Here is an 18,478-nt window from a genome sequence, read left to right on the forward strand (position 1 = left end):
AAATTCTAAAATACAATTTTGCATACTACTATTACATATAAAACTGCTAAAACGCCCATTACAATTGCTAAAAACGCGTATTTAGTTTATAGGAAAATTATTTAAAACTAAAGTTTGTAATTCTTTAAGTTCGTTCTCAAAGATGAGATAAGCACTTAACTCATTATGCTTAATTAAAAATTGTTTTACATTTTCAATTCCCATAGCTTGAAATGCTGTAGCATAACCATCTGCTAGCGTACAATTATCTGCAATAACAGAAACACTTAAAATATTAGTTCTTGTAGGATACCCAGTTTTAGTATTTATTATATGAGCATAACGATTACCGTTATCATCAAGTTTAAACTTCCTATATGTTCCTGATGTAGCCATTGCTTTGTTTTTTAAAACAAAAACTTGGTCATAGCTTTGAGACCCATCAAAATTGGGGTTTTCGATACCTATAGTCCAGCCACTTTGTTTTTCAATATTCTTACCTTTAGATCGTAATTCTCCTCCAATATTAACCATATAGTTTTTTATGTTTTTATCTTCTAAAAACTCGCCTATTACATCTACTGCGTATCCTTTAGCAATGGCATTAAAATCTATATATGGTTTAGGCTCTTTTTTTTCTAATGTATTATTATTTAACAATATTCTATCGAAACCTACAAATCGCATTAAGCTATCTACTTTAATACTATCTAGTTTTGTCTTATTCTTTTCTGAACCAAAATTCCATGCATTAACTAACTTCCCAATTGTAGGATCAAAAACACCATCTGTTTCTTTATATATTTTCTTTGATGTATTAAATACTTTTACAAAATGAGAATCAACGACATTTAGTTCATGCTTATTTACTTTTGAAATATCTGAATTAGCTTGATAGTTTGACATAGACTTATTAATTATATAGAAGATACTATCAAATGACTTTTGATAATTTCGACTATTTTTAGAAGTATATGTAACCTCGTAAAATGTACCAAATATAGGACCCGAAACCGAAGTATTTCTGGGTTCAGATTTACAAGAGAACAAAAAAACTATACTAAGTAATAAATAGTAATATCGCATTTAGTTTAAATTCGTTTCTAACACTTGTATACCATTATATTCAATAAGATATTCTTCATTTAAATATATAGGTAAATCTTCTCCTTTTGGGTTGCCTAAACCAACACCAGCATATAATACTTTAGCATTATTTGATCTAGCGTGCTCTTTAAAAGATTCCATCCATACTACATCATAATTATTTGCATTATCTGGTAGTATTACAGCTTTTACAATAACAAAAAAGTATTGTTTATTAGCATCCATGCATACAAATTGAGGATGTTTTTTTAGTTTGCTATTAATAGCTATAAATTCAAAACCGCGTTTCTCCAAATCTTTACCAACATGATTCATTGCTAAGTTGTGCAGTTCTTGTAATGTTAAAGCTTTATTCATAGCACAAAAATACAATAAAGCTTTGGTAATGAAAAGAGCTCTGGTGTTTCAGTTTAAATAGACAAAAGTTAATCTTTAAACCTAACGAATTTTGAATTTGAAAAAGTATAGTTAGATACTGGTATTACTGCATTCATTTTTAAATTATACCAAGGGGAAATTAAATTATCTTCAAGGTTTTTTACTAAATGTACGCTTTGAGCTGGTGTATTACCTTGAAAGAGTAAAAACAACTTTTCACCGTTTTCATTAATAACTTCATCTGCAAGCATTACAATATGACCTGGACTACCCCCTTTTATTAACATATCTCCAATCTTTAACTCTTTAACATCATGAATTAACTCAAGCTCATTATATAATGATAAAGTTCCTGAATACATGTAAATTAAATTTAAGTACTTATAAAAGTTCGTCTTTGTATAATCTGCTTTTTTAGTTTTATTAAAAGTTACTTTATTACCATTTATTATAGGTCTATAACCTTCAGCATATTTTTTCCATGAACAATAGTCTCCAGAAGTAAAATTAAAACCTATTTCTTCTTTCCTGTTATGATTCCATAGGTATTCGCTTCTTATTCTTATTAAAGCATCTGCACATTGCTGTAAACCATTTTTAGGAACTGGAATATCTAGAATCCCAATATGTCCCTTTTGCCAAAAGTATTCAGAATTATCATAGTTTATAATCTTACTTCCAAAAGGTTTTAATTTATAGTTACGTAAATACTCTTCAAAAGAATCTTTAGAATATTCAACCCTTTTATATCCTTCAGGGATACTAACTCTAGATTTAATTGTAAGGCTATCTACATTTATTAAAGATGTTTTTTCTACATATGCATTAACAACATGTTTAACAGGTTTAAACTGATATGATAACGTAATTATAAGAGCCACAAATAAAATTATAAGTAATATCTTTTTCATATATAGTGCTTTACAAAATGAGAAGTTTAACTAATAAAACATCCTTTTAAAGAAATTATTATTTAGTTAAAAACTATTATTTGTAATTTAATCAAGTAAATGTAATGCTATATGAAAATCCCTCAACGATTAGAATCGGCTTTAACTAAATTATACAAAGCGTTTCATAATGATGAATTAGACCCAGAATTTTGTACTAAGTGTGCCGTAGGTAATATATGTGATAATAATGATTCATGGCAATATCTTACTGATTTTCACGGTTCGGTAGTATTAAACTATGTTGGTTTAGTAAATCAAAACTTCAATAGAAAATTTCATGGTTACTCACCATTAGAACTTCTTCAAATTGAAGCTTATTTCTTAGCTGGTTGTGGTTATGAGTTACCTATTGATGGAAAAAACAAAAAACCCAATAATCCAAAAGACAAAGCAATACTTTTTAATGGTCTTTGTGCTGTTGTTAGTTATTTATGTGAATTAGATCAAATAGATAATATTATGGACTACAAACGATTATTTGAATACGAAAATAAAGTACCACTATTAGTTTTTGAGTAACATACTTTATAAAATAAAAAAGCCAATTGAAATTTCAATTGGCTTTTTTATTTTATAAAGAGTAATTTAAATTACTCTTTAATAAGCTTTATTGTTGTACTTGCTTCTTCTGTACTTAACTTTACAAAGTAAACTCCAGATTGTAATGTACTTATATTAACAGTCTCTAAGTTATTTACTGCCGTCATTACTTTTTGTCCTGAAATACTATAAATCTCAACACTTTTCAAGTTGTTTTCTAAACCTTTAATTGTTACAACGTCTTTTGCTGGATTTGGAAATATTGAATACCCTGTTAATTCGTTTTCAACAGTACCTAATGTTGCAAAATTATATGTTGTTGTTCCTGTTTGACCTGCATAGTTATCTGTTGCTGTATCTACAAGATTCCCTGATAATGTACCTATAAAGAATGAATTAAAAATACTTGGTGCTGCCATCGCTAACGATGATGAATTATCCAATAAAGTTATAGATCCAGAAGTTGGTGAACCATCAACATCAAATGTTGTTAAAACAATTGGTGTACCTGCTGTATGAGCTGGCAACACAACATCTTGTACTAGATTAAATGGTATAGCATCATCTGCAGTATAAGGCGCTGGTAAAGTTGTAAATACTGGTACAGAATAACCTCCTGTTACATTAGAAAGAGTAACACCGTCTGGTATTATTATCGTAAAATTTTGATCATTAATATATGGATGTGGTGCAGTAGAATTAAAATCTGGAACTGCAGCTACAGAATAGTTATAGCCACTATTCTGGACAAGTGTTAATTGGTATGTTTGAGCCTGTAATGCTAGTCCAAACGTTAAAGCAAGTAATAATAGTAATTTTGTTTTCATTGTTTTATGTTTTAGGGTATACAAATATATCATTTTATTCTAATTTAATAATTTTTTATCTTCTTTTTATTAATTACCTAAACAAATAACTTAAATAACATCATTTGTTTAGGTAATAGTAAGTTTACCAGTTAATTAGCACCTTCAGGTAGTTGCTGTACAAATAGATACGTTGATGTTGGTGGCCCTCCAAATACTGAATTTGATGGGTTGTTAAAAATATTGTTTCTTATATGTGAAACATCACTTGTTCCTCCTGAGTAAACGGTTAAACCATCCATATCTACATCGGTTCCATAATAGCCTTGTGATTGATAACTAGCCACTGGTGGCCCTCCAAATACAGAGTTATTAGGATCGTTAAACACTTGGCTTCTTATCCCTGGTACATCTGATAACGCTCCTGAATAATTTAACTGTCCATCTCCATTGGTATCTCCTGCCCACATTGCTGAAATCCCTGGTTGCATTCCAAACGTGGTTTGCGCATCGGTTCCAAATGTTGTTGTTGTTCCATTAGTAAAATCTACTGTTCTTGTCGTTGCATCTAACAAGATTGTACTAGCACTCATTATACCTAAATGATTCCTATGCTTTATAACAACATAATAGTTATTAGATGGTATATTAAAAGTTAAAGCTGATGTTCCATCTGCTCCAACAACATCACCATCGCGTTGTAATAATGCTGATTGTGAAGCAACAACTGTTGTATTAGTTGTAGCATCACGTAATTCTACAAAAACCCAATCTACAATTGCATCTACTCCAGTTGTATTAAACACTGAGGCATCACATGTTAATCCATCACTATAAGGGCTAGATGTTAAAGATAGTGGAAATGCTGTACGTAAATCATCTCTCATTAAGCTCTCTTCTCCTGTATTTGGATTTAAAGCAGCGCCTTGTAATACTACTTTTGGAGACACTCTTACTCTAAAGGCATCTTCTGGCCCAAAATAGTATGTACCGTCTAAGCCAGTAAATGTTCCTGTTAAGGTTACATCTGTGCCAAACGTAGCATTTGTTAAAGTCACAATATCATTACTACCTTCTCTATGAGCATATAAATTAGCCCTAGAAGCTCCCAAGGCTTCTATACCTTGAATTTCTGCATCAGTAAAATAGAAAGTTATATCTACACTACCAGAAGCAATTGTATTAGCTGGGGTAATTGTAAATGTTTTATCTGTTACAAATGCAGGAGAAACACTTCCATTATAAGCTTGAGCATTTACTCCTGATCTAGAAACTGATACGTCTGTACAACCATAGTCGTCTGCATTATTGTTTACAACATCCAACATTAATTCTCCAGAGTCGTCTGCTGTATATACAGTTCCTGCTGCTGATAAATTTAATGAATCATTTGTTGTTCCAGTATTTACTGCTGTTCTTATATCTACACCAATATCTGCAGTTATAGATACTTCATCAACACCTAAAACCCATTCCCCTGTGGTATCATGATGTCTAAATGATATATATACAGGTTGATTTGCAAAAGAATTAGGAATTACTACGTCATAATAAGCTCCAGCTGCTGCAGGAATTACAGCATCAACTAAGCGTGTACCTGCTAAAATATTAGCAACAGAACCAGCCGTTGTAGAAATATAAACTTCATAGTTTTCACTAAAAAAGTTTCCATCATTACCAGAACCGGCAAAATATCTCAAGTTTATATTTGATGCTCCATCTGGGATATTAATTACTGGAGATGTTACAAAATTATCTGGACTATAATTTTGACCATTCCATGAATAAGATCTTAAAAAATAATCTGTATAAATACCAAATGGTGTAGTCCAATCTGATTCTTGTGCTAACGCCCAATCATCTGCAGCTACTCCATTATTATCTCTAATAGTCCAATCACTAGCATCTCCATCAGAAAAATCATCATCAAAAAGCGTTTGAGAACTAGAACTTGTTGGAGCACCAGAATCATCATTATTTATTGTAAATACGAATGAATTATTACCTAAAACAGCATCACCTGTAGTAGTAATTCCAAAATCAATCGTTATTGTCTCATCAACTTCAACAAAAGAATCGTTATAAATTCTAAGAACTAAATCTTGAGAAGCTGTTGCTCCTTGCGCAAAAGTAACACTAGGAGTCATTATATCAAAATCAACACCATTTGTTGCATCACCACCAGCTACAGTAAAAGTAGCTGTTGCACTCTGAGAAGGACCTTGACCAATTGTTAAAGGGACAGTAATATCTGTAAAGTTACAATCTGAACCTTCAATAATACTACCTATAGTTGTTGCATAAGATATTGTAGGTGCAACAGATCCTGCAATTACAAAATCTGTAGTGTTTATATTAAAAAAAACATGATTTGCTCCCTTCACCATTACTCTACAATTTGTAGCTTCTCCATTTGGCACTATTATATTAGCTGATCCATTATTAGGAACAGCAGTAGCTAAGACAGTTGGGTAAGACAAACCTCCATCTTTAGATAAAAAGATATCCACATTTGCTGTATTTACACCATTAGCTGTAGTTCCAGCTACATTCCATGTAATCGTTTGTGAACTACCTTGAGCCCATGTTGTAGCTGTATTTTGAGACGTCACTATAAATGGCCCAGCCGCTGTTGTTGTTGTAAGCAACTTTAAATCATCAGCTGTTTGCCCACCTGCCGCATTATTATCTTTTACTGTTAAAGCAAAATTTATATTTCTTGACACACTAGATAACACTTCCCATGTAGTAGAACCGTTAGAAGTCCTTAAATCTTCTAATCTTGGAATATATCGTGTTGGATTAGTTGTCCCTTCAAATGATTTTGTTAAAGGGCCATTATTATAAGTTGCCTGAGGCGCTTCTTGAGCTCTCTGTTCATTATCTATTTGTTCCCATGTAAATGTATGAGAAGCTGTACCATCTGCATCGGTAGATATTCCTGTTAATGCATAAGGCGTAGAAATTGGTATTGTTAAATCTATTCCTGCATCTGCCGTTGGTGCTGCATTACCGATATTAGTTTCTACTGCACATGTGCTACTTGCTCCATTTTGAAGATTATCTGAAATATCAGCAATATTTACAAAGTGAAAATAAGCATCACTATTATTTTGAACATTTGTTGAACAAATTCCTGCATATCCCATAATTGTACTTCCTGATGCTGGCTCTACTTCTGAACCAATACCATCATTATAAGTACCTCCCGATCTTGAACAAGAATTCATAGTATGATACCCTCCAAATTGATGCCCCATTTCATGAGCAACATAATCTACATCAAAAGGGTCTCCTGTTGGATCTGCTCTACCTGTATAACCACGACCTTTATGAGTTCCTTGAGATCCATTTTGAGAATTAGTTGTCGCTGATCCTGTACAAACACAGAATAAACATCCTGCATTTCCTCCTCCTGTTGTATTAAAATTATGTCCTATATCATAGTTAGCGATTCCAATAGCACCATCTATAGTTACTGCTGTTTGACTATTCCATTCATTAGTCCAATCATCTGTAGCAGCATTTAAAAATATTATATCATCATTATTAGCAACAAAAATCATAGTTACTGCTAAATCTCTTTCATATATACCATTAACTCTAGTCATGGTAATAGCCATCTGAGCTTGAACATTAGCTTTCTGAGCTGCTGTACTACCAGAACCTGCAAATATAGCTCCGTACTCACCTGTACATGATTGCGCTAATCTAAACGTTCTTAATGTATCATCATTTGTAGGTCTTTGCGAACTTTGACCACTTAGAGATGGTAAATCTACGTCGTCATCTGTAAGACATTCAAAACCTTGCATATCTTTACCTAAACTTCCTTTAGAGTAAACAATATAACTAAGTCTATCCTCTGTAAAAGGATCTATATACCAAGAATTTTTTGTTCCAGACAAAGTCATTGTATGCAAACCAAACTGTGTAACTGTAAAACGTATTGTTGCACTTGGATCTTCAACACCTTGTCCTGCATAGGCCTTAATCATTGGCATTTTTCTTGCCAATTCATCTTCCATTACTGGTGTTTCTACAATTGAGAATGTTTCGAATTCTCCTGATGCGTTAGGAAATACTACTTTAACAGGAGACTTTCTTGCTACTATTTCTCCTCGCATTGGAGCGTTTTTTAATGTACTTTTTAGTTTTTCTATATCTAATGCGTATAGTTGAAATTCTGTAGGTTGAGAACTTCGATGCACTTTAGATTCTTTTTGTAGGTTTGATTCATTTGTTTTAGTCCACATATTTTTTGAATCTACAGTTCTACTCTGAGCAAAACTAGAAGACATACTAAATAGTAAACCAAAAATTAAAAAAGTAATTTTCTTCATGATTATTTGGGGAAATAAATTTATAATATGCTAAATATAGTATTTAATCGGTATTTAACAACACTTTATCGTGTTTTTTTGTTCAATTTAAACACCTAAACAAGAATATTATGCTTAGGTGTTTTTATCTTTTATATATTAATTAGCACCTTCTGGCAATTGTTGTACAAATAGATATGTTGATGTTGGTGGCCCTCCAAATACTGAATTTGATGGGTTGTTAAAAATATTGTTTCTTATATGTGAAACATCACTTGTTCCGCCCGAATAAACGGTTAAACCATCCATATCTACATCTGTCCCAAAATAACCTTGCGATTGATAACTAGCCACTGGTGGCCCTCCAAATACAGAATTATTAGGATCGTTAAACACTTGGCTTCTTATCCCTGGTACATCTGATAACGCTCCTGAATAATTTAACTGTCCATCTCCATTAGTATCTCCTGCCCACATTGCTAAGATTCCTGGTTGCATTCCAAACGTGGTCTGCGCATCGGTTCCAAATGTTGTTGTTGTTCCATTAGTAAAGTCTACTGTTCTTGTTGTTGCATCTAACAAGATCGTACTAGCACTCATTATACCTAAATGATTCCTATGCTTTATAACAACATAATAGTTATTAGATGGTATATTGAATGTTAAAGCTGATGTTCCATCTGCTCCAACAACATCACCATCGCGTTGTAATAATGCTGATTGTGAAGCAACAACTGTTGTATTGGTTGTAGCATCTCGTAATTCTACAAAAACCCAATCTACAATTGCATCTGCTCCAGTTGTATTAAACACTGAGGCATCACATGTTAATCCATCACTATAAGGACTAGATGTTAAAGCTAGTGGAAATGCTGTACGTAAATCATCTCTCATTAAGCTCTCTTCTCCTGTATTTGGATTTAAGGCTGCGCCTTGCAATACTACTTTTGGAGACACTCTTACTCTAAAGGCATCTTCTGGCCCAAAATAGTATGTGCCATTTAGGCCTGTAAACGTTCCTGTTAAAACAGTATCACTTCCAAAAGAAGATACAGAAATTGGAACTATTTCTCCAGAACCTTCTCTAAGTGCATGCAAAGAACTTGTTGAAGTAAATTCTCCTACTTCAAAATAGAAAGAAACATCTACATTTCCAGTAGTTGTTGTATTAGTTGACGAAATAGTAAATGTTTTATCCATTACAAAGTTAGGAGCTACACTACCGTTGTACGATTGTGTACTTGTTCCTGCTCTAGAGACAGAAACATCAAGACAACCATAATCAAAAGTATCGTTATTAGTAATATCTAACATTATATTCCCTGAATCATCTCTAGTATAAACCGTACCAGATCCTGATAAATTAAGTTGATCGTTTGTAGAACCACTGTTAACCACAGTTTGAATAAAAGTAGGTATTGTTGCTGTAACATTTACATTATCTAATAATAGTAATCCTGATGTTCCTGCTGGGCCATTTCCTGTACTTTTATGTCTAAACACAACGTAACCAGATTGCCCAGCAATACTTGTAACATCTAAAGAAACAACAACTCCACCTCCATTAGGTGTTGTTCCACTTCCCAATGACACTCCACTTGTAATATTTGCAACACTAGAAACATTTGTTGTCCAATATGCCTCATATGGTTCTGCATCTTGATAGCCACCAACTCCAAAAGAAAAATTAACATTTGTTGCTGTTACTGGGATAGTTATTGCATTTGTATTATGATAAAAATTATCTGGTTTTATATTATTACCAGATGTATTAGGTAACAATCCTCCTGTAGATTCTGAAGCCGCAAAAAAACCAGTTATTCCTGTATAAGTTAAGCCTGAATAACAGCATAACCATTCACGAGTATCTCCATCATTACCAAATGCAGTCCATGCCGTATTATCTGTAGCTTCAAAATCTGAATTTAATATAACAACATCTTGCGTTGCTACAGATGCGAAATCGTCATTTGTTATGGTTAAGGTCATAGAATTTGTACTCGCAACAGCATCTCCTGTTGTTGTCAAGTTAAAATCTACAGTTACAGTCTCGTCACTTTCTACAAAGCTATCGTGGTATACTCTAATTATTAAATCTTGAGATGCAGTGGCTCCAGCTGCAAACGATACTATAGGCGTCATAATATCAAAATCAACACCATTTGTTGCAGTACCACTAGCAACAGAAAAATTCGCTGTAGCATTAGCTGAAGGCGGCAATCCTATTGTTAAAGGCACAGTAACATCTGTATAAGTACAATCTGACCCTTCAACAATAGTCATCGCTGTTGTTGAATACGAAACAGAAGGAAAAACAGCTCCAGCAACTTCAATTACTGCAGTATTAATATTAAAGAACACATGATTAGTTCCTTTTACCATTACTCTACAATTTGGAGATTCTCCAACTGGCACAATAATATTTGCTGACCCATTATTTGGCACAGCTGAAGCTAAAACAGTAGGATAAGTTAACCCACCATCTGTAGAAAATAAAATATCCACATTAGCCGTATTTATACCATTTGCTGTTGTACCAGCTACATTCCATGTAATTGTTTGCGTATCTCCTTGTAACCATGTTGTAGCTGCATTTTGAGATGTTACTAAAAATGGCCCCGCTGCTGTTGTTGTTGTTAATTTCTTTAAGGCATCTGCTGTTTGTCCTCCCGCAGCATTATTATCTTTTACTGTTAAAGCAAAATTAATATCCCTAGAAACACTAGATAACACTTCCCATGTTGTAGATCCATTAGACGTTCTTAAGTCTTCTAATCTTGGAATGTAACGTGTTGGGTTAGTCGTCCCATCAAAAGACCTTGTTAAAGGGCCATCATTATAAGTTGATTGTGGTGCTTCTTGCGTTCTTTGTTCATTATCTATTTGTTCCCATGTAAAGGTATGTGAAGCTGTACCATCTGCATCTGTAGAAATTCCTGTTAATGCATATGGTGTAGAAATTGGTATTATTAAATCTGGTCCTGCATCTGCTGTTGGAGCAGCATTACCTATAGCTGTCTCTACTGCACAACCATTACTAGCTCCGTTTTGAAGGTTTTCAGAAATATCTGCAATATTTACAAAATGAAAATATGCATCACTATTATTTTGAACATTTGTTGAACAAATTCCTGCATATCCCATAATTGTACTTCCGGATGCTGGTTCTACTTCAGATCCAATTCCATCAACATATGCTCCACCTGATCTTGAACAAGAATTCATTGTATGGTAACCACCAAATTGATGTCCCATTTCATGTGCTACATAATCCACATCAAAAGGATCTCCTGTAGGATCGGCTCTTCCTGTGTATCCACGGCCTTTATGCGTTCCAGATTGAGAAGCACTAGTACAAACACAAAATAAGCATCCTGCATTACCTCCTCCTGTTGTATTAAAATTATGGCCAATATCATAATTATTCACACCTATTACATTATCTAATGTTACAGCTGTCTGGGTATTCCATTCGTTACCCCAAGGATCCGATCCTCCATCAAGATATATAACAGCATCGTTATTAGCTACAAATATCATTGTTGTCGCCAAATCTCTTTCATAAATACCATTTACTCTTGTCATGGTAATAGTCATCTGAGCTTGAACTCTTGCTTTTTGTTCTGCAATAGTTCCTGTTCCTAATCCAAATATAGCTCCATATTCTCCTGTACAAGATTGCGCTAATCTAAATGTTCTAAGTTTATCATCGTTAGTTGCTCTGTTTGTCGGCGCTCCATTAAGTGATGGTAAATCTATTTCTTCATCTGTTAAACATTCGAAACCTTGTTTATCGATACCTAATGCGCCTTTAGAATAAACGATATAGTTAACTCTATCCTCTGTATATGGATCTATATACCACGCTCGTTTTGTACCTGACAATGTCATTGTATGAAGTCCTAACTGAGTTACTGTAAAGCGTATTGTTGCACTTGGGTCTTCAACACCTTGTCCTGCATATGCTTTTATCATTGGCATTTTTCTTGCCAATTCATCTTCCATTGCTGGTGTTTCAATAATTGAGAATGTTTCAAACTCTCCAACAGCATTAGGAAATGTAATTTTAACTGGTGATTTACTAGCAACCACATCTCCTCTCATAGGAGCATTTACAAGTCTACTTTTTAAAGCTTGCAGGTTTAATGAGTATAGTTGAAATTCTGTAGGTTGAGAACTTCGATGCACTTTGGCATCTCTTTGTAATTCATTGTTGTTTGTTTTAGTCCATATTCTTTTAGAATCCCTCGTTATTTGAGAAAAACTTTGAGAAACTGAAAATAACAAACTCAATAGTAAAATTTTGTTAAAAAGACCTCTTAGGGTAATTTTTTTCATAATAAGTAGGTATTTATGTTTTAGGGTAACAAAATAACAATTAAATACACTTAATCTTAAAAAAAATACATTTAATCGACAAAATACATGGGTTTTAATAAAAATCGAAAGAGAATTAACAAAAAAACCAATACTTAAAGTATTGGTTTTTTTGTTATTGTTTCATCAGTTTTTATTTATTCTTAATTAGCGCCTTCTGGTAGTTGCTGTACAAATAAATATGTTGATGTTGGTGGCCCTCCAAATACTGAATTTGATGGGTTGTTAAAAATATTGTTTCTTATATGTGAAACATCACTTGTTCCACCCGAATAAACGGTCAAACCATCCATATCTACATCGGTTCCGTAATAACCTTGTGATTGATAACTAGCCACTGGTGGCCCTCCAAATACAGAGTTATTAGGATCGTTAAACACTTGGCTTCTTATTCCTGGTACATCTGATAACGCTCCTGAATAATTTAATTGTCCATCTCCATTAGTATCTCCTGCCCACATTGCTGAGATTCCTGGCTGCATTCCAAACGTGGTCTGCGCATCGGTTCCAAATGTTGTTGTTGTTCCATTAGTAAAGTCTACTGTTCTTGTCGTTGCATCTAACAAGATTGTACTAGCACTCATTATACCTAAATGATTTCGATGCTTTATAACAACATAATAGTTATTAGATGGTATATTGAATGTTAAAGCTGATGTTCCATCTGCTCCAACAACATCGCCATCGCGTTGTAATAATGCTGATTGTGAAGCAACAACTGTTGTATTGGTTGTAGCATCTCGTAATTCTACAAAAACCCAATCTACAATTGCATCTGATCCGGTTACATTAAATACTGAGGCATCACATGTTAATCCATCACTATAAGGACTAGATGTTAAAGCTAGTGGAAATGCTGTACGCAAATCATCTCTCATTAAGCTCTCTTCTCCTGTATTTGGATTTAAGGCTGCACCTTGCAATACTACTTTTGGAGACACTCTTACTCTAAAGGCATCTTCTGGCCCAAAATAGTATGTACCGTCTAAGCCAGTAAATGTTCCTGTTAATCCTATATCTGTTCCGTAAACACCATCTGTTAATGCTATTATTTCATTACTTCCTGTTCTATAGGCAAATAAATTAGATCTAGATACACCTGCTAAACTTTCTAGTCCCGCAATTTCAGCAGCTGTAAAATAGAATGTTACATCTGTTGCTGTATTTGTAGTAGTGTTTGTTGGTTTTATTGTAAACACTTTATCTGATACAAATGCTGGAGAAACACTTCCATTATAAGACTGAGTACTAACTCCTTCTCTTGATATAGAAGTATCTACACAACCATAATCAAAACCATTAACATTGTTATAATTTGTAATTAGGTTTCCTGTTGTGTCATCATAAGCATAAACTAATCCTGCACTTGGTAAACTAACATTATTAGTTGTAGTAGTGTTTAAAGCAGTTTGAATTGCTATTGGTCCTGGTTCAGATACATTAAAGTTATCTAATATAATTCCTTGTCCCCATCCACCAGCATCTCCATAAAGAAATGAGAAAATTGTTGTCTCATCTGCTACAGGTGTATAAGTAAAATTAATAGTCGTAAATGGTACAGCACTAGCAGCAGCTTGTCCTGTAGCTGTAGCTGTTTTTGCAAGATCAGCTCCAATTGGCCATGTTGCACCTCCATCTGATGATAATTCTATTCTAGCCGTATCAGTTGCGTATTGATTATCAAAAGCATAATCGAATGAAATAGTATACTCTACGCCTCCTATTAAAGCCACACCATTTGATGCAATACGTTCTGCATCCATTGTACAGTTACAATCATCATCATTAATAAAAGCATAGTTTGTTGTATTAGATTGATCAGAATTAAAGAATCCTGCATCTGGAAACCCTGCGTTATTTGTAATTGCAAAGTTTGATGTTCCATTCCCTGTTACTGTCCATTGCCCTAATCCTGATTCAAAATCATCTGAAAAGACAGTTATTGAAGGGCCAGAAACTAAAGGATCAAAGTCATCATCTGTAATAGTTAATGTATATGAACTAGCTCCAGCTATAGCATCTCCTCCATTTGCATTAAGAGTAAAACCAATAGTCATAGTTTCATCTCCTTCTATAAAATCATCGTTATAAACCCTTATAGTTACATCTTGAGAACCAGTTACTCCAGCAGCAAAGGTTGCATCTGTTGTCATTAGCTGAAAATCTACACCATCTGTTCCTGTAGTACCTGTAACAGAGAATGTTGCTGTAGCAGTTGCAGAAGCTCCAACACCAATTATTAATGGCACTGTAACATCTGTATAAGTACAATCTGAACCTTCAACCTGAGTTCCTGTTGTAGTAGAAAAAGCAACAGTAGGAACACTAGGAGCAGGTGCTGTAGTTGAAGTTGTATTATTATTATTATTAGTACCTTGAGCTGCTCCTTCTCCAACACCAGCTCCAGCAAAAACCTGCCAAATAGTATCTGTGTTTGCTCCGCCATATATAGCTGCATCTGCAGCTAAAATAGCGTCACGTCCATCTACAAACCCTGGACTACAAGGTTGTAACTTCATCCCTTCAATTACTAGTCTCATACAAATATTATTACCTCCTGTTCCATAATAAACATCAGAGTCCCAACCATAAACATCTATTAATGCCCAATTCAATTTCCATAAAATAGAAGACCAAATAGAACCTACACCATGCGGTATTGCTTCTCCTCCTAGATCTGCATAACTTTGTGTATTTGTTACGCTATAAGGTTGTGGTCTAATACCTGCTCCATTTGGACCTTGACCGACCAACCAAGTTCCTACTCCTCTTTGATCTGAAGCTAGATCTCCTGGTTCTATAGTCATTACTAATCCAATAAAGTCACTCCAACCTTCTCCCATTTGCTCATCGTTATTAAGACATCCCGAATTTCCAGCACCACCAGTTAAACGTGTTGAAATACCATGACCATATTCATGAGCAACTACAACATTATCTAAATCACCATCTCTTGTTCCACAAACATACATTTGCATTCTACCTCTACCTCCATCTGCAGGTGTCGCAAAATTAGCATTACATGTACCTGAACCATCTTGAGCTTCAGCTCTAACACTATCTCCAGCTACACCTCCATTACCATAATTATTTACTTGAAAATTACCAGAAGCTTCATCAAAACCATATAAATACCAAACATCATGAATAACGTTGGTCCAATAGAACAAATTTGTAACTGCTGCGTCAATACTACCTGAATTATTATTTACATTAGTATCAATAGTAAAATCAAAATTTAAAGTAGCTCCTCCATTTGCGCGCTCTGCATTTGTACCATCTCCTGTTCCTGTTACTGTACTTGAGCTATCATCATATGCATCACAATTATTACCAATAGTATAATTAGATTCTGCTCCAGCAGCTCCATCTGTATCATGCCATCCATATGGGGAAGCGGTTGCGTCTGCTGGGTCTGTAACAATACTTCTATTTCCGTGTCCTGGTGATTCTACAGGTAAAGCATATACATTATAACTTCCTCCTCCAACAAATGCAGCTGAAGTTTTACTTAAATTAAAAGTAGTCTTATTACTTTTATGCTCTTTATTATTTATTGTTTTATTATGATTATGATTTGAGTGGTCTCCATTAACATTACATGATACCGTAAAGTTGTGTTTAGTAAGAATTTCTCCTGTAGATGCATCAACAATGAAATTATACCAATCTGATGAGTTTTTGTCTTCTATTGACAATTCCCAAACCAATTTAGTACCAATACTTTCTTCATAGTAATATATTTCTTTGACAGGGATATCTGTATTGGAAATACCTCCTTTATTATAAAGAGTTACTCTGTTTTGATATTCAGTCTGTTCTATATCATTTCTACTCGTTATTTCTTTTAAACCTACAACTTCACCATAACCCATAATTTGCGAAACACTTTTAATAGCTTGTTCTGCAGATATATTTCTAGAACTCGATTGAACAGTGTTATTTATATCTTTAATGAATTTATTATGTGTAACTAATGTTTTTCCATGTCTATCGATATGCAAACTAGATTCTGTACCCATTACTTCAACACCATTAATAGCTTGACGAATGTATGAGTGATGAATTCCACTTATGGAGCTTACATGCTCTGATGTAATAACATATTTAGATTTGTCACTACTCTTCAATAAATCTTCAAGAAAGCCTGGTGCATTAATTCTTGTAATAGCTTCCTTATTAGCCTCAACTTTCTTTTTAACAGTTTTTGCTGCTTTTTTTGAGACTACTGTACTAGCTGATGGTTTAAGCTCTATTTTTTTATTTTGAGCAGAAATTTGATTGATATATACCAATATAAAAGCAAAAGCAAATATTGTCTTTAACTTGCTTTCGTACAAAAAGTATTTTTTTTTCATAACTATAAAGTGATTTGGGTTAGGATTTATAGGTTTAATTGTTAAAATTTTGATTTTTATTTAAAAAACGATACAAAAATAACCTTTTATCGGATTTAAATGTGTTTTTAACGATGTTTTCGACGAAAAACATACGGAAAACGCATAAAAACCTATATATCAAGATGTTAAGTGTTTTAATTATTTAGAGTTTTATGTCTTTGAATGCATAAATTTAAAAATAGACGAACACCTATATCTCTTAAAAAAACAAGCAATTGACATATTAACAAACAAAAAAGCCAACACATAGTGTTGGCTTTTTTGTTTAAAACTAATAAATTTTACTTTATTAATAAGAGATTATTTTCTATCCTCCAAAATCATCGAATCTTATATGTTCATCTGGAATACCAAAATCTTCACCCATTTTCTGAACAGCTTGATTCATTAATGGTGGTCCACAAAAATATAATTCTATATCTTCTGGCGACTCATGATGGTTTAAATAATTATCAATTACACAATTATGTACAAAACCTACAAAACCATCTCCAGGTGCATCGATATTTTCTTTTACTTTCCAGTTATCTTCTTCTAAAGGCTCAGAAAGTGCTAAATAGAACTTGAAGTTAGGGAAGTTTTTCTCTAAATCGTAAAAGTGATCTAGATAAAATAATTCACGCTTAGAACGACCTCCATACCAGTAAGTAACTTTTCTACCAGTTTTTAAGGTCTTGAATAAGTGGTATAAGTGAGAACGCATTGGCGCCATACCTGCACCACCACCAACATAAAGCATTTCTGACTCAGATTCATTAATAAAGAATTCACCATAAGGTCCAGAAATAGTTACTTTATCTCCAGGTTTTTGATTAAATATATAAGACGATGCTACTCCTGGGTTTACATCCATCCAACCGCCTTTAGCACGATCAAAAGGAGGTGTTGCAATACGCACATTTAACATAATCTCACGTCCTTCAGCTGGGTAAGAAGCCATAGAATAAGCTCTTTCAACTGTCTCTGTGTTTTTCATTACTAAAGGCCATAATTTAAACTTATCCCATTCTGCTTGGAATTTGTCTGGTGTTTCATGTTCTTCTGGATGTGCTGTTATGTCCATATCTTCGAACTTAACTGTACATTCAGGAATTTCAATTTGAATATAACCACCTGCTTTATACCCCATATCTTCAGGAATTTCTACTACAAACTCCTTAATAAATGATGCTACATTGTAGTTACGTACTACTGTTGCTTCCCATTTTTTAATACCAAAAACTTCTTCAGGAATGGTAATTTCCATATCCTGCTTTACTTTTACTTGACAAGATAAACGCGCTCCATGTGCTAATTCTTTTCTAGAGAAATGAGGTGTTTCAGTTGGAAGTGCTTCGCCTCCTCCAGATAATACATGACATTCACATTGAATACATGTTCCACCACCACCACATGCAGATGGTAAGAAAATTTTATTTCCTCCTAACGTCGATAATAATGTGTCTCCAGAAGCCACTTCTATTTCTCGCTCACCATTAATTAAGATCTTTACTGGACCCGATGGTGATAATTTTTGTTTAACGAATAATAATAAACTTACCAATACTAACGTAATTAATAAAAACGCTACTACAGTTGCTATTACTGTTCCTGTTGTTCCTGCTGCTAAAATCATA

At 33.7% G+C, this 18,478-nt stretch carries 9 protein-coding genes; 1 reads left to right on the plus strand and 8 read right to left on the minus strand.

What is annotated here, in order from left to right; genetic code table 11:
- Positions 1-81: 81 nt before the first annotated feature.
- The 3 genes from Q0997_RS11775 to Q0997_RS11785 all read right to left on the minus strand — a co-directional run bounded on the left by Q0997_RS11775 (position 82) and on the right by Q0997_RS11785 (position 2,375).
- Positions 82-1,065 carry an FAD:protein FMN transferase gene (locus Q0997_RS11775; RefSeq protein WP_299889093.1) on the minus strand — a complete coding sequence of 328 codons (984 nt, stop codon included), beginning with the start codon at positions 1,063-1,065 and terminating at the stop codon, positions 82-84.
- The gene (locus Q0997_RS11780) at positions 1,066-1,443 is read right to left on the minus strand and encodes a Na(+)-translocating NADH-quinone reductase subunit F (protein WP_299889095.1); all 378 of its coding nucleotides are present in this window, start codon (positions 1,441-1,443) and stop codon (positions 1,066-1,068) included.
- A 68-nt stretch (positions 1,444-1,511) separates the two neighbouring features.
- Positions 1,512-2,375 carry a DUF4846 domain-containing protein gene (locus Q0997_RS11785; protein WP_299889097.1) on the minus strand — a complete coding sequence of 288 codons (864 nt, stop codon included), beginning with the start codon at positions 2,373-2,375 and terminating at the stop codon, positions 1,512-1,514.
- Between the two features lie 111 nt (positions 2,376-2,486).
- Here Q0997_RS11785 and Q0997_RS11790 point away from each other — a divergent pair, with 111 nt between their 5' ends.
- Positions 2,487-2,936, plus strand: a complete 450-nt coding sequence (locus tag Q0997_RS11790; protein WP_299889099.1) for a Na(+)-translocating NADH-quinone reductase subunit F — start codon at positions 2,487-2,489, stop codon at positions 2,934-2,936.
- Positions 2,937-3,007: 71 nt separating this feature from the next.
- Here Q0997_RS11790 and Q0997_RS11795 read toward each other — a convergent pair whose 3' ends face one another.
- From Q0997_RS11795 to nqrF, 5 genes are all read right to left on the minus strand, one after another.
- On the minus strand, positions 3,008-3,784 hold the full coding sequence (locus tag Q0997_RS11795; RefSeq protein ID WP_299889101.1) for a T9SS type A sorting domain-containing protein: 777 nt from the start codon (positions 3,782-3,784) through the stop codon (positions 3,008-3,010).
- A gap of 131 nt (positions 3,785-3,915) precedes the next feature.
- Positions 3,916-8,106, minus strand: a complete 4,191-nt coding sequence (locus Q0997_RS11800) for a reprolysin-like metallopeptidase (protein ID WP_299889103.1) — start codon at positions 8,104-8,106, stop codon at positions 3,916-3,918.
- A 138-nt stretch (positions 8,107-8,244) separates the two neighbouring features.
- Positions 8,245-12,423, minus strand: a complete 4,179-nt coding sequence (locus Q0997_RS11805; protein WP_299889105.1) for a reprolysin-like metallopeptidase — start codon at positions 12,421-12,423, stop codon at positions 8,245-8,247.
- A 182-nt stretch (positions 12,424-12,605) separates the two neighbouring features.
- Positions 12,606-16,820: a M36 family metallopeptidase gene (locus Q0997_RS11810; protein ID WP_299889107.1), complete on the minus strand. Its 4,215-nt coding sequence runs from the start codon at positions 16,818-16,820 to the stop codon at positions 12,606-12,608.
- Between the two features lie 349 nt (positions 16,821-17,169).
- A complete protein-coding gene (gene nqrF / locus Q0997_RS11815) occupies positions 17,170-18,477 on the minus strand; it encodes an NADH:ubiquinone reductase (Na(+)-transporting) subunit F (protein WP_299889109.1) in 1,308 nt (435 codons plus the stop codon).
- Position 18,478: the final 1 nt, after the last annotated feature.

The organism is uncultured Lacinutrix sp. (assembly GCF_947500325.1).
GTDB lineage: Bacteria > Bacteroidota > Bacteroidia > Flavobacteriales > Flavobacteriaceae > Lacinutrix.

Bases quoted from the DNA above. Each gene is read 5' to 3' on its own strand.
- Q0997_RS11775 (WP_299889093.1), bottom strand. From the start codon at position 1,065: ATGCGATATTACTATTTATTACTTAGTATAGTTTTTTTGTTCTCTTGT.
- Q0997_RS11780 (WP_299889095.1), bottom strand. From the start codon at position 1,443: ATGAATAAAGCTTTAACATTACAAGAACTGCACAACTTAGCAATGAAT.
- Q0997_RS11785 (WP_299889097.1), bottom strand. From the start codon at position 2,375: ATGAAAAAGATATTACTTATAATTTTATTTGTGGCTCTTATAATTACG.
- Q0997_RS11790 (WP_299889099.1), top strand. From the start codon at position 2,487: ATGAAAATCCCTCAACGATTAGAATCGGCTTTAACTAAATTATACAAA.
- Q0997_RS11795 (WP_299889101.1), bottom strand. From the start codon at position 3,784: ATGAAAACAAAATTACTATTATTACTTGCTTTAACGTTTGGACTAGCA.
- Q0997_RS11800 (WP_299889103.1), bottom strand. From the start codon at position 8,106: ATGAAGAAAATTACTTTTTTAATTTTTGGTTTACTATTTAGTATGTCT.
- Q0997_RS11805 (WP_299889105.1), bottom strand. From the start codon at position 12,423: ATGAAAAAAATTACCCTAAGAGGTCTTTTTAACAAAATTTTACTATTG.
- Q0997_RS11810 (WP_299889107.1), bottom strand. From the start codon at position 16,820: ATGAAAAAAAAATACTTTTTGTACGAAAGCAAGTTAAAGACAATATTT.
- nqrF (WP_299889109.1), bottom strand. From the start codon at position 18,477: ATGATTTTAGCAGCAGGAACAACAGGAACAGTAATAGCAACTGTAGTA.